The organism is Aromatoleum bremense, from assembly GCF_017894365.1.
GTDB lineage: Bacteria > Pseudomonadota > Gammaproteobacteria > Burkholderiales > Rhodocyclaceae > Aromatoleum > Aromatoleum bremense.
Genome location: NZ_CP059467.1, coordinates 3739774 through 3765587 on the forward strand (window position 1 = coordinate 3739774; position 25814 = coordinate 3765587).

The 25814-nt window shown below is 66.5% G+C and carries 29 protein-coding genes; 27 read left to right on the plus strand and 2 right to left on the minus strand.

Translation table 11 applies throughout. The features are described from left to right. Positions 1-40: 40 nt before the first annotated feature. From pbN1_RS17600 to pbN1_RS17645, 10 genes are all read left to right on the plus strand, one after another. Positions 41-736 carry a glycosyltransferase gene (locus tag pbN1_RS17600; RefSeq protein ID WP_244857272.1) on the plus strand — a complete coding sequence of 232 codons (696 nt, stop codon included), beginning with the start codon at positions 41-43 and terminating at the stop codon, positions 734-736. Then, positions 733-870, plus strand: a complete 138-nt coding sequence (locus pbN1_RS17605; RefSeq protein WP_169204240.1) for a hypothetical protein — start codon at positions 733-735, stop codon at positions 868-870. The genes pbN1_RS17600 and pbN1_RS17605 overlap by 4 nt, the downstream gene beginning before the upstream one ends. Positions 871-888: 18 nt before the next feature. After that, entirely contained in the window at positions 889-1275 is a 387-nt protein-coding gene (locus pbN1_RS17610; RefSeq protein ID WP_169204239.1) for an NUDIX hydrolase, read from the plus strand. A 31-nt stretch (positions 1276-1306) separates the two neighbouring features. Further along, entirely contained in the window at positions 1307-2302 is a 996-nt protein-coding gene (locus tag pbN1_RS17615; RefSeq protein WP_169204238.1) for an Rpn family recombination-promoting nuclease/putative transposase, read from the plus strand. 105 nt (positions 2303-2407) lie between these two features. Beyond that, complete coding sequence (locus pbN1_RS21000; protein ID WP_280516162.1) at positions 2408-2758, plus strand: WecB/TagA/CpsF family glycosyltransferase; 351 nt, start codon at positions 2408-2410, stop codon at positions 2756-2758. Between the two features lie 96 nt (positions 2759-2854). Then, a complete protein-coding gene (locus tag pbN1_RS21005) occupies positions 2855-3454 on the plus strand; it encodes an H-NS histone family protein (RefSeq protein WP_280516163.1) in 600 nt (199 codons plus the stop codon). Positions 3455-3642: 188 nt separating this feature from the next. Next, positions 3643-3885: a VanZ family protein gene (locus pbN1_RS17630; protein ID WP_169204237.1), complete on the plus strand. Its 243-nt coding sequence runs from the start codon at positions 3643-3645 to the stop codon at positions 3883-3885. Between the two features lie 64 nt (positions 3886-3949). Continuing rightward, positions 3950-5494, plus strand: a complete 1545-nt coding sequence (locus tag pbN1_RS17635; protein WP_210147567.1) for an O-antigen ligase family protein — start codon at positions 3950-3952, stop codon at positions 5492-5494. Positions 5495-5528: 34 nt separating this feature from the next. Further along, a complete protein-coding gene (locus pbN1_RS17640) occupies positions 5529-5768 on the plus strand; it encodes a ribbon-helix-helix domain-containing protein (protein WP_169204286.1) in 240 nt (79 codons plus the stop codon). Between the two features lie 288 nt (positions 5769-6056). Then, positions 6057-6563, plus strand: a complete 507-nt coding sequence (locus tag pbN1_RS17645; protein WP_169204287.1) for a TIGR00645 family protein — start codon at positions 6057-6059, stop codon at positions 6561-6563. Between the two features lie 52 nt (positions 6564-6615). Here pbN1_RS17645 and pbN1_RS17650 read toward each other — a convergent pair whose 3' ends face one another. Together pbN1_RS17650 and map are read right to left on the minus strand one after the other, a co-directional pair. Further along, positions 6616-9201 carry a [protein-PII] uridylyltransferase gene (locus pbN1_RS17650; protein WP_210147568.1) on the minus strand — a complete coding sequence of 862 codons (2586 nt, stop codon included), beginning with the start codon at positions 9199-9201 and terminating at the stop codon, positions 6616-6618. Between the two features lie 6 nt (positions 9202-9207). After that, positions 9208-10032 carry a type I methionyl aminopeptidase gene (gene map / locus pbN1_RS17655; protein ID WP_169203542.1) on the minus strand — a complete coding sequence of 275 codons (825 nt, stop codon included), beginning with the start codon at positions 10030-10032 and terminating at the stop codon, positions 9208-9210. Positions 10033-10383: 351 nt separating this feature from the next. Between map and rpsB the strand changes: the two genes are divergently transcribed. The 17 genes from rpsB to pbN1_RS17740 all read left to right on the plus strand — a co-directional run bounded on the left by rpsB (position 10384) and on the right by pbN1_RS17740 (position 25809). Next, positions 10384-11139, plus strand: coding sequence for a 30S ribosomal protein S2 (rpsB, locus tag pbN1_RS17660; RefSeq protein ID WP_169200113.1), 756 nt, complete (start codon positions 10384-10386; stop codon positions 11137-11139). A 52-nt stretch (positions 11140-11191) separates the two neighbouring features. After that, positions 11192-12082, plus strand: a complete 891-nt coding sequence (gene tsf / locus pbN1_RS17665; RefSeq protein WP_169203543.1) for a translation elongation factor Ts — start codon at positions 11192-11194, stop codon at positions 12080-12082. Positions 12083-12092: 10 nt separating this feature from the next. After that, positions 12093-12809 (plus strand): UMP kinase, encoded by a 717-nt coding sequence (gene pyrH, locus pbN1_RS17670; protein ID WP_169203544.1) that lies wholly within the window; start codon positions 12093-12095, stop codon positions 12807-12809. A gap of 10 nt (positions 12810-12819) precedes the next feature. Next, positions 12820-13377 (plus strand): ribosome recycling factor, encoded by a 558-nt coding sequence (gene frr / locus pbN1_RS17675; protein ID WP_169203545.1) that lies wholly within the window; start codon positions 12820-12822, stop codon positions 13375-13377. A 49-nt stretch (positions 13378-13426) separates the two neighbouring features. Further along, on the plus strand, positions 13427-14218 hold the full coding sequence (gene uppS, locus pbN1_RS17680) for a polyprenyl diphosphate synthase (protein ID WP_169118715.1): 792 nt from the start codon (positions 13427-13429) through the stop codon (positions 14216-14218). Beyond that, positions 14211-15038, plus strand: a complete 828-nt coding sequence (locus tag pbN1_RS17685; RefSeq protein ID WP_169118714.1) for a phosphatidate cytidylyltransferase — start codon at positions 14211-14213, stop codon at positions 15036-15038. Before uppS ends, pbN1_RS17685 begins: the two co-directional genes overlap by 8 nt. 3 nt (positions 15039-15041) lie before the next feature. Continuing rightward, positions 15042-16253 carry a 1-deoxy-D-xylulose-5-phosphate reductoisomerase gene (ispC, locus tag pbN1_RS17690; protein WP_169203546.1) on the plus strand — a complete coding sequence of 404 codons (1212 nt, stop codon included), beginning with the start codon at positions 15042-15044 and terminating at the stop codon, positions 16251-16253. Further along, a complete protein-coding gene (rseP, locus tag pbN1_RS17695; RefSeq protein WP_168954179.1) occupies positions 16250-17614 on the plus strand; it encodes an RIP metalloprotease RseP in 1365 nt (454 codons plus the stop codon). The genes ispC and rseP overlap by 4 nt, the downstream gene beginning before the upstream one ends. 7 nt (positions 17615-17621) lie before the next feature. Beyond that, positions 17622-19922 (plus strand): outer membrane protein assembly factor BamA, encoded by a 2301-nt coding sequence (gene bamA, locus pbN1_RS17700; RefSeq protein ID WP_169203547.1) that lies wholly within the window; start codon positions 17622-17624, stop codon positions 19920-19922. Between the two features lie 115 nt (positions 19923-20037). Then, entirely contained in the window at positions 20038-20541 is a 504-nt protein-coding gene (locus tag pbN1_RS17705; RefSeq protein WP_169203548.1) for an OmpH/Skp family outer membrane protein, read from the plus strand. 12 nt (positions 20542-20553) lie between these two features. Beyond that, a complete protein-coding gene (lpxD, locus tag pbN1_RS17710) occupies positions 20554-21561 on the plus strand; it encodes a UDP-3-O-(3-hydroxymyristoyl)glucosamine N-acyltransferase (protein ID WP_169203549.1) in 1008 nt (335 codons plus the stop codon). Between the two features lie 17 nt (positions 21562-21578). After that, positions 21579-22016, plus strand: a complete 438-nt coding sequence (gene fabZ, locus pbN1_RS17715) for a 3-hydroxyacyl-ACP dehydratase FabZ (protein ID WP_169118709.1) — start codon at positions 21579-21581, stop codon at positions 22014-22016. Further along, positions 22013-22783, plus strand: a complete 771-nt coding sequence (gene lpxA / locus pbN1_RS17720) for an acyl-ACP--UDP-N-acetylglucosamine O-acyltransferase (protein ID WP_169203550.1) — start codon at positions 22013-22015, stop codon at positions 22781-22783. The genes fabZ and lpxA overlap by 4 nt, the downstream gene beginning before the upstream one ends. Positions 22784-22787: 4 nt before the next feature. Further along, positions 22788-23963: a lipid-A-disaccharide synthase gene (gene lpxB / locus pbN1_RS17725; RefSeq protein WP_169203551.1), complete on the plus strand. Its 1176-nt coding sequence runs from the start codon at positions 22788-22790 to the stop codon at positions 23961-23963. Continuing rightward, a complete protein-coding gene (gene rnhB / locus pbN1_RS17730) occupies positions 23936-24550 on the plus strand; it encodes a ribonuclease HII (RefSeq protein WP_169203552.1) in 615 nt (204 codons plus the stop codon). The genes lpxB and rnhB overlap by 28 nt, the downstream gene beginning before the upstream one ends. Then, positions 24547-25002: a CopD family protein gene (locus tag pbN1_RS17735; RefSeq protein WP_169203553.1), complete on the plus strand. Its 456-nt coding sequence runs from the start codon at positions 24547-24549 to the stop codon at positions 25000-25002. Before rnhB ends, pbN1_RS17735 begins: the two co-directional genes overlap by 4 nt. 21 nt (positions 25003-25023) lie before the next feature. After that, positions 25024-25809 (plus strand): TrmH family RNA methyltransferase, encoded by a 786-nt coding sequence (locus pbN1_RS17740; RefSeq protein ID WP_169203554.1) that lies wholly within the window; start codon positions 25024-25026, stop codon positions 25807-25809. Positions 25810-25814 lie beyond the last annotated feature (5 nt).

Below are 25814 nucleotides of genomic sequence, written 5' to 3' on the forward strand. Positions count from 1 at the left end.
CAGTCCCGAGCTGGCCGGCATCGGCAAGTACAGCGGCGAGATGGCGCGCTGGCTCACGGACAGGGGCCACGCAGTGCGGGTGGTGACCGCGCCGCCCTATTACCCGGACTGGAAGGTGTGGCCGGCGTTTGCCGGCTTGCGCTTTGCGACGGCGAACGAAGGCGGCGCACGAGGGCGACGTCGGTGTGCTGCGCTGCCCGCTGTATGTGCCGGCCCAGCCCACGGCGCTGAAGCGCCTGCTGCATCTGGCGAGCTTTTCGCTGTTGTCGTCGGTGGCCGTGCTGGCGCAGTGGCGCTGGAAGCCGGAACTGGTGGTCCTGGTGGTGCACACCCTGTTCTGCGCCCCCCAGACCCTGCTGCTGGCGAAGCTGAGCGGGGCCAAGTCCGTGATGCACGTGCAGGACTACGAGGTGGATGCCCTGTTCGGCCTTTCGATCGCGAAGGGCTGCCTGGTGTGGTGAAGCGTTTTGCGTATGCCATGGAACGCACGCTGCTGCGCGCCTTCGACCGCGTCTCGACGATTTCCAGCGGCATGCTCCAGCGGGCCCGGCCGAAAGGCGTGGCGGAAGGCAAGTTGCGCTGCTTACCCAACTGGTCGGAAACGGCGCGCTTTCGCGACGTGGTGCGCAGCCCCGTGCTGCTGCGGCAGCTGGGCGTGGACCCGGACAAGCGCGTGCTGCTGTATTCCGGGAACATTGGGCTCATTGGCAACCTCGGCAAGGCCTGGAGACGGTGATCGAGGCGGCCGAATGCCTGCAGCAGCGCGACGACCTGGTCTTCCTGATTGTCGGCGAAGGCGCCGGCAAGCGCAGACTGGTGGAGCTGGCGCAGCGCAAGGGCTTGCGCAACGTGCACTTCGCGCCCTTGTAGCCCTATGAGGGGCTGCCGGTGCTGCTGGCCTCGGCGGATTGTCACCACCTGGTCATCCAGAAACGCGGCGCCGCCGACGCGGTGCTGCCCTCCAAGCTGACCAACATCCTCGCCGCGGGCGGCAATGCGGTGATCACCACCGATGCCGACACCACGCTCGGCGTGCTGTGCACCGAGCATCCCGGCATCGCGGTGCTGGCGTACCGGCTGCGGGTGGCGGATTCGATCATGCTGGCGCTGCCGGAAGCGCAGCACGGGCGGTATCGCTGGTGGCGGCCGGCGGACATGCGTGAGAGCGCGGCGGTGCATGGGAATGCGCGGGCGTATGTGATGGGCCGTGCGGGGGCGAGTTGTCCTATGCTCGGGCGCCACTTGAATGTTGGCCACGATATTCAAATGGGTTAGGCTGCCGCTTTGCTCATTCCGCCGCCCGCCTATGCCCACGCCCCACGATTCCGGCTACAAGCTGCTGTTTTCCGACCCGCTGATGGTGCGGGACCTCGTCCAGGGTTTTATCGACGACCCTTGGCTGCAAAGGCTCGATTTCTCGACCCTGGAGCCGGTCAAGGGCCATTACGTCAGCGAAGACCTGCGCGACCGTGCCGAGGATGTGGTGTGGCGCGTGCGCGCCGGCGAGGACTGGCTCTATCTCTACCTGCTGATCGAGTTCCAGAGCCGCGTCGACCGCTTCATGGCGCTGCGCATGATGGTCTATGTCGGACTGCTGTATCAGGACCTGATCCGCCACCGCCAGCTCGGGCCTTCCAGGCTGTTGCCGCCGGTGCTGCCGATCGTGCTCTACAACGGCGAACGTCGCTGGCGCGCGCCGGTCACGCTCACCGAGTTGCTGCCCAAGGTGCCCGCCTTCCTCGCGCCGCTGCAGCCGCAGATGCGCTATGTGCTGATCGACGAGGGGGCGGTGCCCGCCGACACGCTCGCCCGATTGCCGCGCAACCTGGTCGCGGCGATCTTCCGCCTCGAGCAACCGCAGTCGCCCGAGGAGGTCCAACGCTTCGTCGCCGAGTTCGAGGCCGCCACGCGCGGCGACGAATTCACCACCGTGCGCCGGGTGATCGCCATCTGGCTGCGCGCTGCCTTGCTTCGAAACCGCAAATACCCCATCCTGCTGCCCGAGCTGGATGACTTGCAGGAGCTGAGCATCATGTTGTCGCGACGCATTGAACAATGGGCCGAGGGCTATATCGCCAGCGGCCGCGTAGAGGGTCGGATGGAAGGCCGGATGGAGGGTCGCGCAGAAGGCGAGGCCCGCGTCCTCGAGCGCCTGCTCACCCGTCGCTTCGGCCCTCTGCCCGCCTGGGCCGAAGCCCGGCTGAGCACGGCGGGGGAAGCAGAACTGGAGCAGTGGACCGACGCCGTGCTCGACGCCGCCAGCCTCATCGAGGTACTCGGCCCGCTGCCCGCCGATCACTGAGTTGCGCCGCTCCCGTCACGACCGCCCGGGGATCCCGCCAGGGGCGGTCGTTGTTTTTCTACTCCCGGAAGATCGTGTCCCCGATTTGCCTGCCCGGAAGAGGTGGTGAGCCTCACCGCCAGCCGCGTACAAGCGCTGAACCCCAGCCTGAAGCTGGCCGGTTATCACCACGGCTACTTCTGGAGCGACGAAGCGGGAACGGTTGAGAAGATCCGCGCCAGCGGCGCGCAGTTGCTGTTCGTCACGATCACCTCGCCGAAGAAGGAAAACTTCATCAACTGCTGGCGTGACCAGCTCGGAGTCACTTTCGTTATGGCCCGCCTCGCTTTGGTCGAGCTACAAGGACGGGTTGCGCAACGTGCAGTTCGCGCCCTTGCAGCCCTACGAGGGGCTGCCGGTGCTGTTGGCTTCGGCGGCTTGTCACCTGGTCATCCAGAAACGCGGCGCCGCCGATAAAGACCGCATCCTGGAACGCTTCCTTGCGGACCCGACCGGAACGTGTCAATGATTTTGAGACACCAAAGGGTACTAATTTAGTGACGAAGAGAAGGCATGCGACCGATTCGCCTGCGCTTCACCACGCGTCGCAGTCGTCCGATCGCTGCAGCGCTGGGGCTGGAGTGGCTGTGCCGGTTGATCCAGGGGCATGAAATCCCGGGATGTTTAAGCATCTTCATCATCGGCATATCGCACAGATCCTCGAATCGCTCACATTCAATCACAGCGGTGGCGCCATTGAAGGCGGTGAACGTGGTCATGGTGGGGTATGCTCGCGCCGGTAAAATATTTGCGAACAACACAAACGGAGCAGGCGTAATGAGCACGTATCAGGAAATCCTCGCGCAGATCGAAGCGCTCAAGCAGCAGGCGGAAGAGATGCGGCAGGCCGAGATTGCCGACGTGATCGCCGATATCCGGCAGAAGATCACCGACTACAACCTGAGCGCAGCCGACCTGGGCTTCGGCGCTCCGGCGCGAGCCGAGAAACCGGCGGCGGGCAAGCGCGGAACGGTCAAGGCGAAATATCGCAATCCGGCCACCGGCACGAGCTGGTCCGGGCGCGGCGTGATGCCGAAGTGGCTGAAGGCCGAGCTGGATGCGGGCAAGGCGAAGGAGGCGTTTTTGATTGCGGATGAAGGGGCGCAAGTCTGATGAATCGCGCTCGGGGCGCGGATCGAATGCAATGAAATCCGGAGCCGGGATTTCGGGGATGTCCGCCGCGGGCGGGGAACGGGTGTGGAAGGTCGTTGCCTTGGCGATAGTGGTCGCGCTCTTCGCTGGCGGCGGCCACACGCAGGTGGTCGCGGGGCTGATCGTATTGCCGTGGGACAAGCTGATGCATGCGACCCGCGTTCGGCGTGCTGGCGCTGTCGCTGGTGCGCGGCTTTTCGCTGCCGTTCGTCCGGGCGGGCGTCGCGGCGGCGCTGTTCGGGGTCGCCGACGAGCTGCATCAGACCACCTTGGCGGGACGCGATCCGAGCGTCGGAGATTGGGTGGCGGACGTGGTCGGGGTGGCGCTGGTGCTAGCGATGCTGCATTGGCGGCGGCGGGCCTTGCGCGCGCACGGCCCGTTGCTGCGGTGAACTCCCAGGGCGCAGAAAAATACCGGGCGTTTGCCGGGCATCGAATAGGGAAGGTTGTGATCGGATGAATGGTTTGACGATGGATGGGGCGGGGCAGCGGTCGGCGGGTTGGGTGGCGTGGGTCGCGGGCTTGATGCTGGTGTTCGCGCCGCTGGTGCGCGGGGCGAACCGGCCGCTCGCGTTGCTGGCGCTGGAACTGCTGGCGCTGTTGCTGCTGGCGGGCGCGGTGGCGCGGCCGGTATTCGTAGAGCGGCTGTCGCGGCCGTTGCTGCTGGCGCTGGCGATGGTGGTCGCGGTGCCGTTGCTGCAGCTCGCGCCGCTGCCGTTCGAATTCGGAGTGACGCTGCCGGGCCACGGGGCATATGCCGTCGCGCAGTTGGAAGCGGGGGCTGCGCCGGAGTGGCTTGCGCTGTCGACGGTGCCTTATCTCACCGAGCAGGCGTTGTGGGCGCTGCTGCCGCCGCTGGCGGTGTTCCTGGTCGTGGTCGGGCTCGATGACACGCAGGTGCGGCGGTTGGTGATGGTGTTTGTCGCGGTCGCGGTGTTCCAGGCGGTGATGGGCCTGATGCAGTACGGCGCGGGGCCGGAGTCGGCGCTGCGCTTCGGTTACGAATCGTCCGGCGACAGCGCGATCGGTACCTATGCGAACCGCGGCCACCTCGCGGGCCTGCTGCTGATGGCGCTGCCGATCGGCCTGGCGCTGCTGGCGTCGACAATCTTTTCGCTGGACGAATCGGCGAGCCGTCGCCAGCGGCGGGGCGGGGCGCTGCACCGGCTGAAGGCGCTCGTCGGCGGCGAGGGCGAGATGAACCGCACGGCCGTGTATGCGGCGGTGTGCGTCGCGCTCCTGCTCGGCATCGTGTTCGCGCGCTCGCGCACCGGCATCGCGGTCGGCATGGTCGGCGTGGTGCTGTCGGCGGTGGTGCTGATGCGCAATTTCGGTGCCGGTTTCGCGACGCGCATGGTCGGCGCGGTGTCGGCGTTCGGGGTCGCGCTGGCGGTGGCGGTCGGGCTCGCACCGGTGTTCGCACGGTTTGCGCAGGACGCGACGGCGGATGCACGCTGGCCGATCCTTGACGCGACGCTGGAGGCGGCGTCGGCATTCTTCCCGTTCGGCAGCGGCATGGGCACGTTCCCGGCGGTGATCCGGGCGTTCCATCCGGCTGAGATCGGCGGCGAAGCCTATATCAACCACGCGCACAACGATTTCGCCGAGTGGTGGATGGAAGGCGGCGTGCCGGCGCTGGGGCTGATGCTGGCGCTGGCGGCGATCTACCTGCTGCGCTGGCGCGCGGTGTGGGCGGTGCGCAACTGGCGGCCGCTGCACATGATGCAGGTCGGCGCGGGGCTGGGCGTGCTGCTGATCGTGCTGTTCGGGCTGACCGACTACAACCTGCGCATTCCCGCCAACGCGATGTACTTCGCGTTCCTCGCCGCGGTGTTCTTCCACCCCGGCGAGCCGGAACGGGAGCGCCGGCGCGGGGAGCGTCGCCGGGCTGCGGTTGCGGAACCTGTCGCCGCGCAGGCGACTGCGCACCCCGTCGTGTCGCCGCAGACCCGGGCAGTGGATGCCGGCATGGGAGCGGGGCGCAATCCGTTTGCGGATTGAGCGTTTCATTCGCCGGTGCTCTCAAGAGTCTTCCATGTCGACGATACGCTGGAACGTTGCTGTTTCCGCCGAAACAGACCAGGCATTGCGGATGTACCTTGCCAGCCAGGGGGGCGGGCGCAAAGGTGATTTGTCGCGCTTCATCGAAGAGGCGGTGTGCACCCACATCCTCGAGCTGAGCGCGGAAGAAGCCAAGGCAGCCAATGCCGAAGTAAGTGAATCCGACATCGCGGCGATGGTGGATGAAGCGCTTGGCTGGGCCAGGGCGCAGTAATGCGCGTGGTGCTGGACACCAATAGCAAGTTGCCTGGCAGGTGCACGGGACGGACTACCTGACTCCAGGCGAAGCATTCGGGATCTACGAGGCATTGCTGAAGGTGCTGGACAGAGCGCCCGAGGTTGCGCTGGCCGCCTTGCATTGACAAGACGGCCTGTCCGCGCTGCGACGCGTGCTGCCTTGATCCGCCCTTCCAGACCGGATGTATGCAAAGCGGTATCGACGTCGCCTCACGAAGCCACGGGCTGCTAGAATTCGGCGCCCTGGTCTTCCACGAGTGAATGCATGAAACGCCTCGAATCGGCCTTCGAACACTTCCTTTTCAGCAGCCGCTGGCTGATGGCGCCGGTGTATGCGGGATTGATCTTCGCGCTGCTGGTGCTGCTGGTGAAGTTCGGCAAGGAGGTCTGGCAGCTGTCGAGCCGGGTGATGACGGCGAGCGGCAGCGAGGTGATCATCGGCGTGCTGTCGCTGGTGGATATCTCGCTGATCATGAGCCTGCTGATCATCATCATGCTGAGCGGCTACGAGAACTTCGTCTCGAAGATGGAGGATCTGCACGCCCATACCGACCGGCCGGAATGGATGGGGCATATCGGCTTTTCCGACCTGAAGATCAAGCTGATCGGCTCGATCGTCGCGATCTCGGGGATCGAGCTGCTGAAGGCGTTCATGAACGTCGGCAATCTTTCCGACCGCCACCTCGGGTGGATGGTCGGCATCCACCTGACCTTCGTGCTGTCGGGCCTGCTCTATGCGCTGATGGACCGGCTGCAGGGCAAGGGGCACTGACGGCAAGGCCTGGCGGATAGGGCCTGCGCGCGCCTGCGGCGCATCCGCCTTGCTAGATGTGCAGCCGCTGCAGCAGTTCGCGCTCGATCTTGACGACCCGTGCATCCTGCGACAGCCCGTTTCCGCTGAGCAGGAACGTATCTTCGACGCGTTCGCCGAGCGTCGCGATCTTCGCGGTGTGCAGGACGATGCCGTTCTGCGCGAGCACTTCGGCGACCGCGAACAGCAGCCCCGGGCGGTCGGCCGCGGTCAGCGAGAGGATGTAGTGCTTGCCGGATTCGTCGGGCAGGATGCTGACCCGCGGAGTGACCGGGAAATGCTTCACCTGACGTGACAGGCGGCCGGGGGACGGGCGGTCGGGCGGGGCGGGTTTTTTCAGGCGTTCGGTGAGTTCGTGCTCGATCAGCGTGATGACATCGCGGTAATGTTCGGCGTTGCCCGGGTCCTGCAGCATGAAGCTGTCGAGCGCGTAGCCGTGGCGCGTGGTGTGCACCTTGGCGTCGAGGATCGAGAAGCCGAGGCGGCCGAAGAAACCGGTCAGGCGCACGAAGAGATCCTTCTGGTCGCGCGTGAACACCATCACCTGCACGCCCTGGTCGGCGTCGGAGACGCGCGCCTTGACGACCGGCTCGAGGGCGTCGGGGCGGTAATACAGCGTGCGGCTGTGCCACGCGATCTCTTCGGCCGAATGGCGCATGAAATACACGGCATCGAGTTGGGCCCACAGCGCATCTTCGACGCCGGGCCGCAGCCCGTGATAGCGCAGCAAGGCGCGCGCGTTTTCCTGGCGGTCGTCGAGCCCGAGCGCCTCCTGCGGCGTCGCGCCGCGCAGCAGCCGGCGGGTGGCGAAGAAGAGATCTTCGAGGAGCTTGCCTTTCCAGCCGTTCCAGACCTTCGGGCTGGTGCCGCGGATGTCGGCGTGCGTGAGCAGATACAGCGCGGTCAGCCGCCGCTCGGTGCGCACGGTGTCGGCGAAGCGCCGGATTACCTCCGGATCGTACGTGTCTTCCTTCTGCGCGACGTGAGACATCGTCAGGTGATGTTCGACGAGCCACACGACGAGATCGGCGTCTTCGCGGGCGAGATGGTGATGCTCGCAGAATTCGCGTGCGTCGATCGTGCCGAGTTTCGAATGGTCGCCGCCGCGTCCTTTCGCGATGTCATGGAACAGTGCGGCGACGTACAGCAGCCAGTGCCGCTCGAAAGCTATGATGAGCTGCGCCATCAGCGGATATTCGTGCGCGTGCTCGCCCATCGTGAAGCGGCGCATGTTGCGCAGCACCATCATGATGTGCTGGTCGACGGTGTAGACGTGGAACAGGTCGCGCTGCATCTGCCCGACGATGCGTCGCCACGAGGGCAGGTAGCCGCTGAGAATGCCGTACTGGTTCATGCGGCGGAACTCATGCACGATGCCGCGCTTTTGCTGCAGGATCGCGAGGAAAAGCTCGCGGTTGTGCGGGTCGGCACGAAACGCGGCGTTGATGCGCTTGCGGTTGAGCCACAGGGCGCGCAGCGTGCGGGCCGTCATGCCCTTGAGCTCGGAGCGCTGCTGGAGGATCAGGAAACACTCGAGCAGCGCCGACGGGTGCCGGGCGAAGGTGTCGTCTTCGCGCATGTCGAGCAGCTCGCGCACCGCCTGGAAGCGGTCGTTGATGACGATCGCCGCGCCGGCGCGCCGGGGAAAGATCTCGACGCCGTAGTTCTGCAGCAGGATGGTGTTGGTCTGCGTGACCTTCTTCGCGTTGATGTAGTAACGCTGCATGAACACTTCGGAGGCGCGCTTGGCTGCGGTCGCCTCGATGCCGAGGGCGCTGGCGAGCCTTTCCTGGTAGTCGAACAGCAGCCGGTCTTCGCTGCGCCCGGTGAGGTAGTGCAGGCGGATGCGCACGTGCTGGAGGAAACGCTCGATGCTGCGCAGGTCGCGCGCTTCGGCGCCGGTGATCAGCCGCCGGCGCGCGAGGTCGCGCCAGTTGCGCCCGAGCCCGGCGGCCCGCGCGATCCAGCCGAGCATCTGCAGATCGCGCAGGCCGCCGGGGCTCTCCTTGCAGTTGGGTTCGAGCGCGTAAGGGGTGTCGTTGTAGCGCGCGTAGCGCTTTTCCTGTTCGAGCTGCTTGGCCTTGAAGAACACGCGCACGTCGAGCAGCGCGCGATAGCGCCGGCAGAATTCCTCGAACAGTGGCCGGTTGCCTTCGAGCAGGCGCGATTCGAGCAGGTTCGTCTGGACCGTGATGTCCTGTTCGGCGGCGTCGATCGCTTCAGCGACGGTGCGGGCGCTGTGGCCGATCTCGAGCCCGACGTCCCACAGCGCACCGAGCAGCACGGACAGGCGCGCCTGCATCGCGTCGTCGGCGGTGTCGGGCAGCAGCACCATCAGGTCGACGTCGGAGCACGGGAAGAGCTCGCCGCGGCCGTAGCCGCCGACCGCGAGCAGCGCCACGTCGGCGGGCATCGCGCACGCGCGCCACAGGCGGTGGATGGTCTCGTCGACGAGGTGCGCGCGGCCCTTGAGGACGGTCGACGTCGCCGGATGGGCCTCGTAGGCCATCCGGATGCGCATGCTGGCGTCGGCGAGGCGGGCGCGGGCGTCGGCAATGGCGGCCTGGACCGCGTCCGTGGGGATCGCCGTGGTGCTCATCGCGCGTCAGGCAAGCGAGGGGAACAGCGGCGCGACGAGCGCCGGCGGAGGAGGACAGCCCGGCGAGAGCGTCAGCACTTCGACGCTGGTGTCGGTGACGAGCACCATGTGCTCCCACTGCGCGGACAGACTGCGGTCCTTGGTGACGATCGTCCAGCCGTCAGGGAGCTCGGAGATCGCGGCCTTGCCGGCGTTGATCATCGGCTCGATCGTGAAGGTCATGCCGGGACGCAGCTCGATGCCGGTGCCGGCCTTGCCGTAGTGCAGCACCTGCGGTTCTTCATGGAACTTCAGGCCGATGCCGTGACCGCAGAATTCGCGCACCACCGAAAAGCCGTTGCTCTCGGCGTGCTTCTGGATGATGTGGCCGATGTCGCCGAGCCGTCCGCCGGGGCGCACGACGGAGATGCCGAGCCACAGGCATTCGAGCGTCACCTGGCACAGGCGCTTCGCGAGGATCGGCCCGTCGCCGCCGACAATGAACATGCGGCTGGTGTCGCCGTGGTAGCCGTCCTTGATGACGGTGATGTCGAGGTTGACGATGTCGCCCTTCTTCAGCGCCTTGTCGCCCGGCACGCCGTGGCAGATCTGGTGATTGACCGAGGTGCAGATCGACTTGGGGTAGGGCGGGTAGCCTGGCGGGGCGTAGTTGAGCGGCGCGGGGATCGTGTGCTGCACGTTGACCATGTAGTCGTGGCACAGGCGGTCGAGTTCTCCGGTCGTCACGCCCGGCTGGACGTAGGGCGTGATGTAGTCCAGGACTTCCGCGCCGAGCCGGCCGGCGACGCGCATTTTCCCGATTTCTTCCGGCGTCTTTATTGTGATGCTCATTTCCGTGGGGTCGCGTGTAAATGAGAAAGGCTAGCGCATGCGCGAACGCGCGGCAAATTCATGCTGCCCCGCGAGAGGCGCGCGAGCGCGAGGCGAGCGCGAAGTCGTCTTGAGTGCGCAATGGCATAGCTGCTATCATCTTGGGCTTGTCTGCCGACCGAGGCGGGCAAAATCCACACGCCCGGCATCGTACCAAAAGGGTCCGCCGGATCGGGGCAAGCGCCCCGTGGCGGTTTTAGGCACTGAAATGAGGTTGCCGAAGGATCGCGGAGAAGTCCGCGAATGTTTGCGAATTTTGCAAATGGCAACCGTGCCGGGCGGCGGTTCAACCCTGAAAATCTGGAGTTTCACATGACTGTCACGATGCGTCAGATGCTCGAAGCGGGCGTCCACTTTGGCCACCAGACCCGATTCTGGAATCCGCGCATGGCCCCGTACATCTTCGGCCAGCGCAACAAGATCCACATCGTCAACCTCGAAAAGACGATGGGCAAGTACAACGAAGCGATGAACTACGTGCGCAAGCTCGCGGCCAATCGCGGCACGATCCTGCTGGTCGGCACCAAGCGCCAGGCACGCGAGATCGTCTCCGAGGAAGCCCGCCGCGCCGGCATGCCGTTCGTCGATGAGCGCTGGCTCGGCGGCATGCTGACCAACTTCAAGACGGTCAAGCAGTCGATCAAGCGCCTCAAGGAAATGGAAGCGATGGTCGAGGACGGCTCGATCGAGCGCCTGTCCAAGAAGGAAGCGCTGATGGCGACGCGCGAAATGGACAAGCTGAAGAAGAGCATCGGCGGCATCAAGGACATGGGCGGCCTGCCTGATGCGCTGTTCGTCATCGACGTCGGCTACCACAAGATCGCGATCACCGAAGCGCAGAAGCTCGGCATCCCGGTCGTCGCCGTCGTCGATACCAACCATTCGCCCGACGGGATCGACTACGTGATCCCCGGTAACGACGACTCCTCGCGCGCGATCCGCCTGTACGCCCGCGGCGTCGCCGACGCGGTGCTCGAAGGCCGCAGCCAGGCGCTGCAGGACGTCGTCGCAGCGGGCTCGGACGAGTTCGTCGAAGTCGAGGAAGACGGTTCGGACGAGCAGGCCTGAGCCCTGCCGGCCTTTGATCGCGTCGAATTGAATACGGAATACAGGAGTTAGCATGGCGGAAATTACCGCAAGCATGGTCAAGGAACTGCGCGAGAAGACCGACGCGCCGATGATGGAGTGCAAGAAGGCGCTGACCGAAGCCGCGGGCGACCTGGCCAAGGCCGAGGAAATCCTGCGCGTCAAGCTCGGCAGCAAGGCGAGCAAGGCAGCGTCCCGCGTGACCGCCGAAGGCATCGTCGCGACCTGGCAATCGGCCGACGGCAAGCTGGCCGCGCTGGTCGAAGTGAACTGCGAGACCGACTTCGTCGCGAAGAACGACGACTTCCTCGCGTTCGCCGCTGCGGTGGCCGAGCTGGTCGCGACGCGCAATCCGGCGGATGTCGCCGCGATCGCGGCGCTCGAACTCGACGGCCAGACGGTCGAGCAGGTGCGCATGGCGCTCGTCGGCAAGATCGGCGAGAACATCACGATCCGCCGCTTCACGCGGATCGACGCGCAGGGCGCAGTGGCGAGCTACATCCACGCCGGCGCCAAGATCGGCGTGCTGGTCGACCTCGTCGGCGGCGATGAAGCGCTCGGCAAGGACCTCGCGATGCATATCGCCGCGGCCAAGCCGAAGGCGCTGATGGCGTCCGAGATCCCGGCGGAGCTGATCGACACCGAGCGCCGCATCGCGATCGAGAAGGCGCGCGAAGCCGGCAAGCCGGAAGCGATGCTCGACAAGATCGCCGACGGCACGGTGCAGAAGTTCCTGAAGGAAGTCACGCTGCTCGGCCAGCCGTTCGTCAAGGACGACAAGCTGACGATCGAAGCCCTGCTGAAGTCGCGCAACGCGTCGGTGGCGAGCTTCGTGCTGTACGTCGTCGGCGAAGGCATCGAGAAGAAAGTGTCCGACTTCGCCGCCGAAGTGGCTGCGCAAGCCGCCGCCGCGGCACAGAAGTAAGGGCCGCCAGATGAGTGTCGCCGCTTACAAGCGCATCATGTTGAAGCTGTCCGGCGAGGCCCTGATGGGGGACGACTCGTACGGCATCAACGAGGATGTGGTCAGCCGCATCGTCGCCGAGATCGCCGAGGTGAATCGCCTCGGCGTGCAGATCGGCGTGGTGATAGGCGGCGGCAACATCTTTCGCGGCATGAAGGGTGCCGCCTCCGGCATGGACCGCGCCACTGCGGACTACATGGGCATGCTGGCGACGGTGATGAACGCGATGGCGCTGGCCGACGCGTTCCGTCGCGCCGGGGTCGAGGCGCGCGTGCAGTCGGCGCTGCGCATCGACCAGGTCGTCGAGCCGTACATCCGCGGCCGGGCGATCCGCCACATGGAAGAAGGCCGCGTCGTGATCTTCGCGGCCGGCACCGGCAACCCCTTCTTCACGACCGACACCGCGGCCGCGCTGCGCGGGTCGGAGATGGCCGCGCAGATCGTGCTGAAGGCAACGAAAGTGGACGGCGTGTATACCGCCGACCCGAAGAAGGACCCGCAGGCGCAGCGTTACCACCGCATCAGTTTCGACGAGGCGATCGGCCGCAATCTGGCCGTTCTCGACGCGACCGCGTTTGCGTTGTGCCGCGACCAGAAACTGCCGATCAACGTGTTCTCGATCTTCAAGCCGGGCGCGCTCAAGCGCGTCGTGCTCGGCGAGGACGAAGGCACGCTGGTCCATTCGTGAGGACTCGACGATGATCCCCGAACTCAAGAAGACGACCGAGCAGAAGATGCAGAAGTCGATCGAGGTGCTCAAGGCCGACCTGGCGAAAGTGCGCACCGGCCGCGCCCACACCGGGCTGCTCGACCACGTCATGGTCGAGTACTACGGCAGCATGGTCCCGATCAACCAAGTGTCCAACGTGACGCTGATCGACGCACGGACGATCGGCGTGCAGGTGTGGGAAAAGCCGATGGTGCAGAAGGTCGAGCGGGCGATCCGCGATTCCGACCTCGGCCTCAATCCCGCGAACCAGGGCGACATCATCCGCGTGCCGATGCCGGCGCTGACCGAAGAGCGCCGCCGCGACCTGACCAAGGTCGTCCGCCACGAGGGCGAGGCGGCGAAGATCGCGATCCGCAACCTGCGGCGCGACGCCAACCAGCACCTCAAGGATGCGGTCAAGGACAAGACGATCTCGGAAGACGACGATCGCCGTGCACAGGAAGATATCCAGAAGCTCACCGACCGAAACATCGCCGAAATCGACAAGCTGCTCGCGCAAAAAGAGCAGGAACTGATGCAGCTCTGATCCTCCCGGATCGCATTCTCCAATCCGGACGAACCGCGGGAGACGCATCATGACGGAATCATCCTTCATCAGTTCGACTCGCGACGTCCCCGCGGTGTCGGGCATTCCCCGGCACATCGCGATCATCATGGACGGCAATGGCCGCTGGGCGCGCAAGCGGTTCCTGCCACGCGTCGCCGGCCACAGCCGCGGCGTCGAATCGGTGCGCAGCGTCATCCGCGCGTGCATGGAACGCGGCGTGTCCTACCTCACGCTGTTTGCGTTCAGTTCCGAGAACTGGCGCCGCCCGGCCGACGAGGTGTCGTTCCTGATGCAGCTGTTCATGCGTTCGCTGCAGAAGGAAGTCGACCGGCTTCACGACAACAGCATCCGTTTTCGCGTCATCGGCGACCTGTCGCGCTTCGACCCGAAGCTCGTCGACATGATCCGCCGCGCCGAGGCGCGCACCGCCGCCAATGAAAAACTGACCCTGACGATCGCCGCGAACTACGGCGGCCGCTGGGACATCCTGCAGGCGATGACGCGGATGCTGGCGAAGAACCCCGAGCGGCGCGAAGGGTTCACCGAAGAGGATCTGTCGAGCGAGCTGTCGCTGAACTACGGCCCGGAACCGGACCTCTTCATCCGCACCGGTGGCGAACAGCGGATCAGCAACTTCCTGCTGTGGCAGCTCGCCTATTCCGAGCTTTATTTCACCGATACGTTGTGGCCCGATTTCGACGTCGCGGCGCTGGACGAGGCGATCCGCTCGTACCAGGCGCGGGAGCGCCGTTTCGGACGTACCAGCGAGCAGCTTCGTCAGGCCGAAGGCGTGGTTTCTCCGTCAGGCGGCCATGCTTAGAACGCGCGTCATCACGGCGCTGGTATTGCTGACGGGCCTGCTTGGGGGGATTTTCCTGCTGCCGCCCTGGGGCTGGCTCGCCCTCGCCGCGACCATCTGCGCGGCGGCGGCGTGGGAGTGGGGCGGCCTCGGCGGCTTTCCCGTCGGCCGGCGCAGCGTGTTTGCGGTGCTGATGGGCATTGCATGCCTGCTGACCGGCGCGATGAGCGGGCTGGCGGGCGACGACGCCTCTCCTCCGGCCGGGCTCGCGGCGCTGTACCTGGCGAGCGGCGTGTTCTGGGTTGCCGTCGTGCCGGTATGGCTGGCGAGAAAATGGCGCATCACCGGCGCGGCCGGCACCGTCATCGTCGGCCTGGTCGTGCTGCTGCCGCCGGCGCTCGCGCTGGCGCACCTGCGGATGCTCGGTCCGTGGCTGCTCCTGGCGGTGATGGCGGCGACGTTCGTGTCGGACATCGCGGCGTATTTCACCGGGCGCGCGTTCGGTCGCCACAAGCTGGCGCCGAGCATCAGCCCGGGCAAGACCTGGGAGGGCGCCGGCGGCGCGGTCGCCGGCGTGCTCGTGTTCGCGCTGATCGTTCTGGCTTCGAGCGCGCCGTCGATGCTCGACGCGCGCACCCTGTTGCTGGTGGTTCCACTGCTCGCCGCATTCACGGCGGTCGGCGTCCTCGGCGATCTTTTCGAGTCGCTTCTCAAACGTCAGGCCGGCGTCAAGGACAGCGGCAGCATGCTGCCCGGGCACGGCGGCATCCTCGACCGCATCGACAGCCTGACCTCAACCCTTCCGCTGGCCGGTCTGGCGGCTTTATGGCTGGCCCTTTGATCGATGCCTGACCCGACTCCCCCCCGCCTGCAACGCGTCACGGTGCTCGGAGCGACCGGTTCCATCGGCATGAGCACGCTCGATGTGCTCGCCCGGCATCCGGACCGCTTCGAGGCGTTCGCGCTCACCGCGCAGGTCCAGGTCGAGCGCCTGTTCGAGCTGTGCCTGCGCTTTTCGCCGCGCTTCGCGGTGCTCGTCGATTCGGCCGCGGCGTCCGATCTTCGCCAGCGCCTGAAAGCCGCCGGTTCGGCGACGGAAGTGCTCGCCGGCCCCGGAGCGCTCGTCGATGTCGCGGCGCATCCCGACAGCGACGCGGTGATGGCGGCGATCGTCGGCGCCGCGGGCCTTGCGCCGGCGCTCGCCGCGGCGCGCGCCGGCAAGCGCGTGCTGCTCGCGAACAAGGAGGCGCTGGTGCTGTCCGGGCGGCTCTTCATGCAGGCGGTGGTCGAGAGCGGCGCCGAGCTGCTGCCGATCGACAGCGAGCACAACGCCGTCTTCCAGGCGCTGCCGCAGGGTTACACGCGCGACCCGCAGCGCTGCGGTGTACGGCGCATCCTGCTGACGGCGTCCGGCGGCCCTTTCCGCGAGCGCTCGCTGGAGAGCCTCGCGAACGTCACGCCGGACGAAGCCTGCGCACATCCGAACTGGGTCATGGGGCGAAAAATCTCGGTCGACTCGGCGACGATGATGAACAAGGGGCTCGAAGTCATCGAGGCCCACTGGCTGTTCGCGGTGCCGCCGGAGGCGATCGAGGTCGTCGTGCATCCGCAGAGCGTCATCCATTCGATGGTCGAATATGCCGATGGCTCGGTGCTCGCGCAGCTCGGCAACCCCGACATGCGCACGCCGATCGCGCATGCGCTGGCCTATCCGGAGCGTATCGACGCCGGCGTGCGCCCGCTCGACCTGTTCGAGATCGGCCGGCTGAACTTCGAACGCCCGGACTTTGTCCGGTTTCCGTGCCTGGCGCTCGCGTACGACGCGCTGCGCGAAGGCGGGGCGGCGGCGGCCGTGCTCAACGCCGCGAACGAGGAAGCCGTCGCCGCGTTCCTCGAACGCCGGGTGGGATTCACGCGCATCCCCGACATCATCGCGGCGACGCTCGAACGCGCGCGCGATCTGTCGGTCGATTGCATCGAGGCAATCCTCGATGCCGATGCGCGCGCACGTGAAGTCGCGCGAAGTGAAATCCTCGCCAGACAGACGACTCCATGAACATTCTCGAATACCTGATCCCGTTCGTTCTCGCGCTCGGCCTGCTGATCCTCGCTCACGAGCTGGGCCATTACCTGATCGCGCGCGCGTGCGGCGTCAAGGTGCTGCGTTTCTCGATCGGGTTCGGGCGCCCGCTGCTGCGCTGGACTGCCGGTGCCGACCGGACCGAATGGGTGATCGCCGTGTTCCCGCTCGGCGGCTACGTCAAGATGCTCGACGAGCGCGAAGGCGAAGTCCCGCCGGCCGAATTGCACCGCTCCTTCAACCGGCAGTCGGTATGGCGGCGCTTTGCGATCGTCGCAGCCGGGCCGCTCGCCAATTTCCTGCTCGCGATCGTGCTCTATTGGGGCCTCTTCGCGACCGGCACCGAGGAGCTCAAGCCGCGGCTCGCGCTGACCGACGGGCCGAGCATCGCGGCGTCGGCGGGCGTGCGCGAGGGTGATCTCGTCGCCGCGGTCGATGACGAACCGGTACGCAGCTGGCCCGAGCTGCGCTGGGTGCTGTTGCGCCACGCGCTCGACGCGCGCGAGGTGACGTTGCAGGTGCGCACTGCCGATGGCGGTGACGCGTTGCGCATGCTCGACCTGTCCGGCGTCGAGGTCGATGACGGCGAGAGCGACCTGATCGCGGAAATCGGCCTGCGCCCTTGGCGCCCGCTGATTCCGCCGGTGGTCGGGCGGATCATCCCGGATGGCGCCGCGGCGGCGGCAGGCATCAGGGAAGGCGACCGTTTCGTGTCGCTTGCCGGCGAGCCGGTCACGTCGTGGGTGGACTTCGTCGAGCGGGTGCGCAGCTCGCCCGGTGAACCGCTGCCGGTGCGGTTGATGCGCGGCGACACGCCGGTCGACACGACGCTCGTGCCCGAGGTGTCGGAGGACAGGGGCGAGCGCATCGGAAAGATCGGCGTCGCGGTGGCCGAGCCGCCCGGCGGGCGCGAGGAAATGTTCGCGGTCGTACGCTACGGCGTGGTCGACGGGCTGTCGAAGGCGATGGCCCAGACGTGGGAAACGAGCGTGCTGAGCCTCAAGATGATGGGCCGCATGCTGACCGGCGAAGTGTCCTGGAAAAACCTCTCGGGACCGGTGACGATCGCAGACTATGCCGGGCAGTCGGCGAAGCTCGGATGGAACCATTACCTCAAGTTCGTCGCGCTGATCAGCATCAGCCTGGGAGTGCTGAACCTGCTGCCCATCCCGGTGCTGGATGGGGGGCATTTGCTGTATTATGTGATCGAAATTATCAAGGGCGGCCCAATTCCCGAGCGCGTGATGGAGATCGGCCAGCAAATCGGTCTGGTTGCGCTTGCAATGTTGATGGCATTCGCCTTTTACAACGACATAACTCGTCTCATTTCTGGCTGAATCCCTGATGAAACACAAGCTTCTCACCGGGCTGCTGACGGCCCTGTTCGCCGTCGCGCCGGTGCATGCGTTCGAACCTTTCGTCGTCAAGGACATCCGGGTCGAAGGCATCCAGCGAACCGAAGCCGGAACAGTATTCAACTACCTTCCGGTGCGGGTCGGAGAGACTTTCACCGAGGCGCAGGCCGCCGAGGCGATTCGCGGCCTGTTCGCCACCGGGTTTTTCAAGGACGTGCGGATCGAGGTCGAAGGGGACGTGCTGGTGGTGCTCGTCGATGAGCGTCCGGCGATCGCCCAGATCGACTTCGTCGGGGTCAAGGAGTTCGACAAGGAAGCGCTGAAGAAGGGGCTGCGCGAAGTCGGTCTCGCCGAATCCCGGATCTTCGACCGCTCGTTGCTCGAACGCGCGGAGCAGGAGCTCAAGCGGCAGTACCTGAGCCGCGGCAAATATGCCGCGGTGATCGAGACGACGGTCACGCCGCTCGAGCGCAACCGCGTCGGGCTGAACTTCAAGGTCGATGAGGGCGAAGTGGCGAAAATCCGCCAGATCGAGATCATCGGCAACAAGGCGTTCAAGGATTCCGAGCTGCTCGGCCTTTTCCAGCTGACCACTCCGGGGTGGCTCACCTGGTACACGAAGAACGACCAGTATTCGCGCCAGAAGCTCGCCGCCGACCTCGAAAACCTGCGTTCGCATTATCTCAATCGCGGCTATCTCGACTTCAACATCGATTCCACGCAGGTTTCGATCACACCCGACAAGAAGGACATCTACATCTCGGTGAGCGCCACCGAAGGCGAGCGCTACACCGTCTCGGCAGTGCGCTTCGCCGGCGACCTGATCCTGCCCGAAGAGGAGTACCGCAAGCTGGCGGCGATCAAGCCGGGGGAGATCTTCTCGCGCGAAAAGCTGACGGAGACGACGAAGGCGGTCGCGGACCGTCTCGGCAACGAAGGCTACGCTTTCGCCAACGTCAATGCGTCGCCCGAAGTCGACAAGGAAAAGCGCGAAGTCGCGTTCACGATCTTTGTCGACCCGGGCCGCCGCGTGTATGTCCGGCGCATCAACGTCGGCGGCAACACGAAGACCCGCGACGAGGTGGTGCGGCGCGAGATGCGCCAGATGGAAGGCGCCTGGTATGACGCCGAAGAGATCAACCGTTCGCGCACCCGCATCGACCGCCTCGGGCATTTCGAGGAGGTGACCGTCGAGACGCCGGCGGTAACCGGCACCACCGACCAGGTCGACGTGAATTTCAACGTCAAGGAGCGCCCGACCGGCAACCTGACGCTCGGCGTCGGCTTCTCGAGCTCGGAAAACGTCGTGCTCTCCGCGTCGGTTTCGCAGCAGAACCTGTTCGGCAGCGGCAACGCGCTGACGCTCGCGCTCAATACCAGCGAGTCGAGCCGCACCTATGCGCTGTCCTTCACGAACCCGTATTTCACGCAGGACGGCCTGAGCCTCGGCTGGGACGCCTATCACCGCACCTACGATCCGTCGGAATCGCTGTCGGTGGCGCCATACAAGACCGTGTCGTCGGGCGCGGGCCTGCGCATGGGCTATCCGATCGCAGAAGACGACGCGATCAACTTCGGCCTCGCCGTCGATCGCACCGTCATCACGACGTTCGACGAGAGCCCGCAGCAGTACCTCGACTTCTGCGACCCGGACAAGGACGATTTCGACTGCGACTCCGTGACCAGCCTGGTCGCCACGGCCGGCTGGTCCCGCGACACACGTGACAGCACGTTCTATCCGCGCATGGGCAGTTACCAGCGCGTCTTCGGCGAGCTGAGCATCCCGCCCGGCGCGCTCCGTTACTACAAGCTCAATTACCAGTACCAGCACTGGTTCCCGTTCGGTCGCGACTACGCGCTGATGCTCAACACCGATCTGGGCTGGGGCAAGGGGTACGGCGGCAAGCCGCTGCCGTTCTACAAGAACTTCTACGCCGGCGGCATCGGTTCGGTGCGCGGTTTCGACCAGAGCTCGATCGGGCCGAAGGATCCGATCAGCGAAGACGCCCTGGGCGGCAACCGGCGCGTGATCGGCAACGCGGAATTCTATTTCCCGCTGCCGGGCACCGGCATGGACCGCTCGTTCCGCATGTCGGCCTTCTTCGACGTCGGCTCGGTGTGGGGCGAGGGCGACAAGGTGAACTTCGCCGACCTGCGCTACAGTACGGGGCTGGCGTTCTCGTGGAGTTCCCCAATTGGCCCGCTCAAGTTCAGTTTCGGTGTTCCGCTGAAGAAGAAGGAAACGGACGAACTGCAGAAATTCCAGTTCCAGTTGGGCTCGGTCTTCTGAGCGCCCCCAGGAAACGGCTTTGCCGTTTCCGCCCCCCGAGGGGGACAAGAAAACTTGGGGCGGCCCGGCGTTTTCTTGAGAGAACCCGATCTACCCGATTCCGTTGGAGAAGCATGTGAAAGTTACGACCCTGACCGTTCTTGCCGCTGCGCTGCTGAGCGTTGCCGCGCCCGCCGCCCTGGCCGAGTCCAGGCTCGGTTTCGTCAATTCCGACCGGGTGATGCGCGAGGCCGCGCCGGCAGTGCGGGCGCAGCAGCGTCTCGAGAAGGAGTTCGAGAAGCGTGACCAGGAGCTTCAACGTCTCGGCAAGGAGCTGCAGGCGCTGCAGGAAGATCTCGAACGCAACGGCGTGACGATGGCCGAGGCCGACCGGCGCAACAAGGAACGATCGTTCAACGACCTGAACCGGGACTTCCAGCGCAAGCAGCGCGAGTTCCGCGAAGACCTGAACCAGCGTCGCAACGAGGAGCTCGCGTCGGTGCTCGACCGCGCCAATCGCGCCGTGAAGCAGATCGCTGAAGCCGAGAAATACGACGTGATCCTGCAGGAAGCCGTGTACGCGAGCCCGCGCATCGACATCACCGACAAGGTGATCAAGGCGCTGGCGGACGGCAAGTAACCGCGGCGTTCCATGTTCCGCCTGGATGAACTCGTCGAGCGCCTCGGCGGTGAACTGCTGGGTGACCCGGCAACGGCGGTGCGCCGCGTAGCGACCCTGGAGCAGGCCGGCGAAGGCGATCTCGCGTTCCTCGCGAATCCGAAATACCAGTCGCACCTCGCCGCGTGCGGCGCGTCGGCGGTCATCCTTGCGCCCGCTGCGCGCGAGCTGACCGTCCTGCCGCGCATCGTCACCGCCGATCCCTACATCTATTTCGCGCGCGTCGCGCAGCTCTTCAACCCGCCCGAAGCGTTCGTGCCGGGGGTGCATCCCGCGGCGAGCGTCGCGAGTCCCGTTCCTGCTTCGGTGACCGTCGCGGCCGGGGCGTCGATCGACGCCGACGTCGAGCTGGGCGAACACGTCGTCATCGGTCCGGGCTGCCGCATCGGGCGCGGCGCACGCATCGGCGCGGGCTCGCGGCTCAACGCCAATGTCACGATCTATCATGACTGCGTGGTCGGGCGCGACTGCATCGTGCATGCCGGCGTGGTCATCGGCGCGGACGGGTTCGGCTTCGCGCGCGAGCGCGACGGCAGCTGGGTCAAGATTCCGCAGGTCGGCCGCGTCGTCATCGGCGATGACGTCGAGATCGGCGCCAACACGACGATCGACCGCGGCGCGCTCGACGACACCGTCATCGGCGACGGCGTCAAGCTCGACAACCAGATCCAGATCGGTCATAACGTGCGCATCGGCGAGCGCACCGCAATCGCCGGCTGCGTCGGCATCGCCGGCAGCACGACGATCGGCGCGCGCTGCATGATCGGCGGCCAGGCCGGCATCATCGGGCACCTCGAGATCGTCGATGACGTCGTGGTGTCCGCGGGCACGCTGGTGACCAAATCAATCCGCCGGCGCGGCGTCTACACCGCGAACCTGCCGGTGCAGGGCCACGCCGAATGGGTGAAAAACTTCGCCCACTTGCGCCATCTGGATGCGCTGGTCGATAGAATACGCGCCCTCGAAGAACGCAAAGAATGAAAAGCCCGGTGATCGCCATGGATATCAACGAAATTCTCCAGTACCTTCCGCACCGCTATCCCTTTCTGCTCGTGGATCGCGTGCTGGAGATCGAAGAAGGCAAGCGCATCCTCGCGTTGAAGAACGTGACGATGAACGAGCCGTTTTTTCCTGGCCACTTTCCGCATCACCCGGTGATGCCGGGCGTGCTGATCGTCGAGGCGATGGCGCAGGCCGCCGCGCTGCTGTCGTTCAAGAGCATGGGCGTCAAGCCCGACGAGAACTCGGTGGTCTATTTCGCCGGCATCGACAACGTGCGCTTCAAGCGCCCGGTGGTCCCCGGCGACCAGCTGCTGTTCGACGTCGTCATCACGCAGAGCAAGCGCAACATCTACAAGTACAAGGGCGTCGCCCGCGTCGGCGGCGAGCTCGCGACCGAAGCCGAGCTGACCTGCGCGCTCAAGACCTTGTCATGATCCATCCGACCGCCATCGTCCACCCGGGCGCTGCGCTCGGGGCAAACGTCGCCGTCGGCCCGTATTCGATCATCGGCGAGCACGTCGAGATCGGCGACAACACGCGCATCGGACCGCACGTCGTCATCGAAGGTCGCACCCGCATCGGGCGCGACAACGAGATCTTCCAGTTCTGCTCGATCGGCGCGGCGCCGCAGGACAAGAAATACGACGACGAGCCGACGCGGCTCGAGATCGGCGACCGCAACACGATCCGCGAGTTCTGTTCGTTCAACGTCGGCACGAGCCAGGACGCCGGCGTGACCCGCGTCGGCAGCGACAACTGGGTCATGGCGTACGTCCACATTGCGCACGACTGCGAGGTCGGCGACCACACGATCTTCGCCAACAACGCGACGCTCGCCGGACATGTGCACGTTGGCGACTGGGCGATCCTTGGTGGTTTCACCGGCGTGCACCAGTTCGTGCGCGTCGGCGCGCACAGCTTCTGCGGCGTCGGCACCGTGCTGCTGCAGGATCTGCCGCCGTTCGTGACCGTCGCCGGCAATCCGGCGAAGCCGCACGGCATCAACAGCGAAGGCTTGCGGCGGCGTGGTTTTTCCGCCGAAGGCATCGCGGCGATCAAGCGCGCGTACCGCGCCCTTTACCGCTCCGGGCTGAGCTTCGACGAAGCCCGCACGCGCATCGGCGAGATCGCCGCCGACCATTCCGAAGTCGCTCCGTTCGGGGCCTTTCTTTCGGCCTCCGCGCGCGGCGTCGTCCGCTGAGCCGATGGCGACGCGCATCGCGATGGTCGCGGGCGAGGCCTCCGGGGATCTGCTCGCGAGCCACCTGATCCGCGCGATCCGCCAGAAAATCCCCGATGCGGAGTTCTACGGCATCGGCGGGCCGAAGATGCAGGCCGAGGGCTTCGACGCGCTGTGGCCGTGCGAGCGCCTCGCGGTGCATGGCTACGTCGATGCGCTGAAGCGTTATCGCGAGCTGTCCGGCATCCGCAAGGCGCTGCTGCGGCGCGTGCGGCAGGAACGGCCGGACGCGTTCATCGGCGTGGACGCGCCCGACTTCAACCTGTGGCTCGAAGGCAGGATCCGTTCGTCCGGCATTCCGGCGATCCATTTCGTCAGCCCGTCGATCTGGGCGTGGCGCGGCGGGCGCATCAAGGGCATCGCGCGCTCGGTGTCGCACATGCTGTGCCTGTTTCCGTTCGAGCCGGCGCTGTACGAGAAGGCCGGCATCCCGGTGAGCTACGTCGGGCATCCGCTCGCCGACGTGTTCCCGCTCGCGCCGGACCGCGCCGCGGCGCGCGAACTCCTGAGCCTCCCTGCCGACTGCAGGATCGTCGCGCTGCTGCCGGGGAGCCGCCAGTCCGAGGTGCGCAATCTCGCGGCGACCTACATCGAGACGGCGCGTCTCCTCGCCGAGCGCCACCCGGACATCGGCTTCGTCGTTCCGCTGGCGACACGCGAGACGCGCGCGCTGTTCGAGCAGGCGCTGCACGCGGCCGACGCCGACGAGCTGCCGATCCGCCTGCTGTTCGGCCATGCGGTCGAGGCGATGACGGCGGCCGACGTCGTGCTCGTCGCGAGCGGCACCGCGAGCCTTGAAGCGGCGCTGCTGAAGCGGCCGATGGTGATCAGCTACCGCATCGGCAAGTGGCAGTACCGGTTGATGAAACGCATGGCCTACCTGCCGTGGGTCGGCTTGCCGAACATCCTGTGCAACGACAGCGTCGTACCCGAGCTGCTGCAGGACGACGCGACGCCGCAAGCGCTGGCCGACGCGCTCGACCGCTGGCTCAACGACGCCGACGCGTGTGCCGAGCTTGCGCTGCGCTTCGAGGCGCTGCATCGCGAGTTGCGCCAGGACACCGCCGGGCGTGCGGCGGCGGCGATCCTTCCCTACCTGAACCGGAGCCCCGAATGGAAGCCATCCCGGCAATCGGCCTGATCTGCGGCGTCGACGAGGCCGGGCGCGGACCGCTCGCCGGTTCGGTCGTCGCCGCCGCGGTGATCCTCGACCCGGCCCGCCCGATCGATGGCCTGAACGACTCGAAGAAGCTCACCGAGCGGGCGCGCGAACGCCTCGCGCCGCTGATCCGCGAGCGGGCGATCGCGTGGGCGGTCGCCGAAGCGAGCGTCGAGGAGATCGACCGCCTGAACATCCTGCACGCGACGATGCTGGCGATGCAGCGGGCGGTGGCCGCGCTCGGCTGCGTGCCGGACCTCGTGCGGGTCGACGGCAACCGCTGCCCGCCGCTGGCAGTGCCGGCCGAGGCGGTCGTCAAGGGCGACGCGACGGTGCCGGCGATCGCCGCGGCGTCGATCCTCGCCAAGACGGTACGCGACGCGCAGATGGTCGCGCTCGACGGCAAGTATCCCGCGTATGGTTTCGCGAGCCACAAGGGTTACCCTACGGCTGAACATTTCCTCGCGCTGCGCCGCCACGGCGTTGCTGCGTGCCACCGCCGCAGCTTCGCGCCGGTGCGCGAGCTGCTCGACAATCCCGAACTCTGGCCTGCGGGGACGCTGACATGACTTTTCCTCACCTGATGCTGTTCCTGCACCTCGTCGGCGTCGTCGTGTGGGTCGGAGGAATGGCGTTCGCGTACCTGTGCCTGCGCCCCGCGGCGACCGCGCTGCCTCCGGCGCAGCGGCTGCCGCTGTGGGCCGCGGTATTCGCGCGCTTTTTCCCGCTGGTATGGACGAGCGTCGCGCTGATCGCCGCGAGCGGGGTTGCGATGCTGGTCGACACCGGCTTCGCGCGGGCGCCGGTCGCGTGGCACGTGATGCTCGTCACCGGCTTCGTGATGATCGCAGTGTTCGTGTGGATCTGGGCAGGGCCGTGGCGCGCGCTGCAGGCGGCGGTGGCCGGCGAGAACTGGGCGGGTGGCGCGGTCGCGCTGAACCTCATCCGCCAGCGCGTCGCGTTCAACCTCGCGCTCGGCTTCGTCACGATCGCGATCGCGACGCTGGGGCTCGGGCTGTAAGGGTCTGGCGGGCCGTTCGCAGTGAAAACGATCACTTCCCGCGACAATCCGGCCGTCAAACGCCTGCACGGGCTCGCGCATTCGGCGCGCGACCGGCGCAGCGAGGGCCGCACGCTGCTCGACGGTGCGCATCTCGTGCGGGCGGCGCTCGATGCGGGCTGGCCGCTGCACGAGCTCGTCGCCAGCGACCAGGGGCTCGCCCGCGCCGAGATTGCGGACCTGCTCGAGCGCTGCGCCGGCGTGCCGGCGATCCACCTCACCGACGCGCTGTTCGCGCACGTCAGCCCGGTCGACACGCCATCGGGCCTGATCGCCATCATCGACCTGCCGGCGCCGCCGTCGACACAGGCATTCACCGAATCGCTGCTGGTGCTCGACGGCGTGCAGGACGCCGGCAACCTCGGCACGATCCTGCGCACCGCGGCGGCCGCGGGCGTGCGCGACGTGCTGCTGGCGCCGGGCTGTGCGCAGGCGTGGTCGCCGCGCGTGCTGCGCGCCGGCATGGGCGGGCACTTCTGCCTGCGGATCCATGAGCAGGCGGACGTCGCGGCGCTGCTGCAGCGCTACCCGGGACAGATCCTCGCGACGGGGCTCGGCGCCGGCGCGCGCGGCTTGTACGAAATGGACTTGCGCGGAGCGGTCGCGTGGCTGTTCGGCGCGGAAGGCCGGGGGCTGTCTGCGGCGGTCGCGGCACTCGCGACCGACACGGTCGTCATTCCGATGCCGGGCGCGGTCGAGTCGCTGAACGTCGCGGCAGCGGCCGCGGTGTGCCTGTTCGAGCAGATGCGCCAGCGCCGCGCCGCATAGCGCGA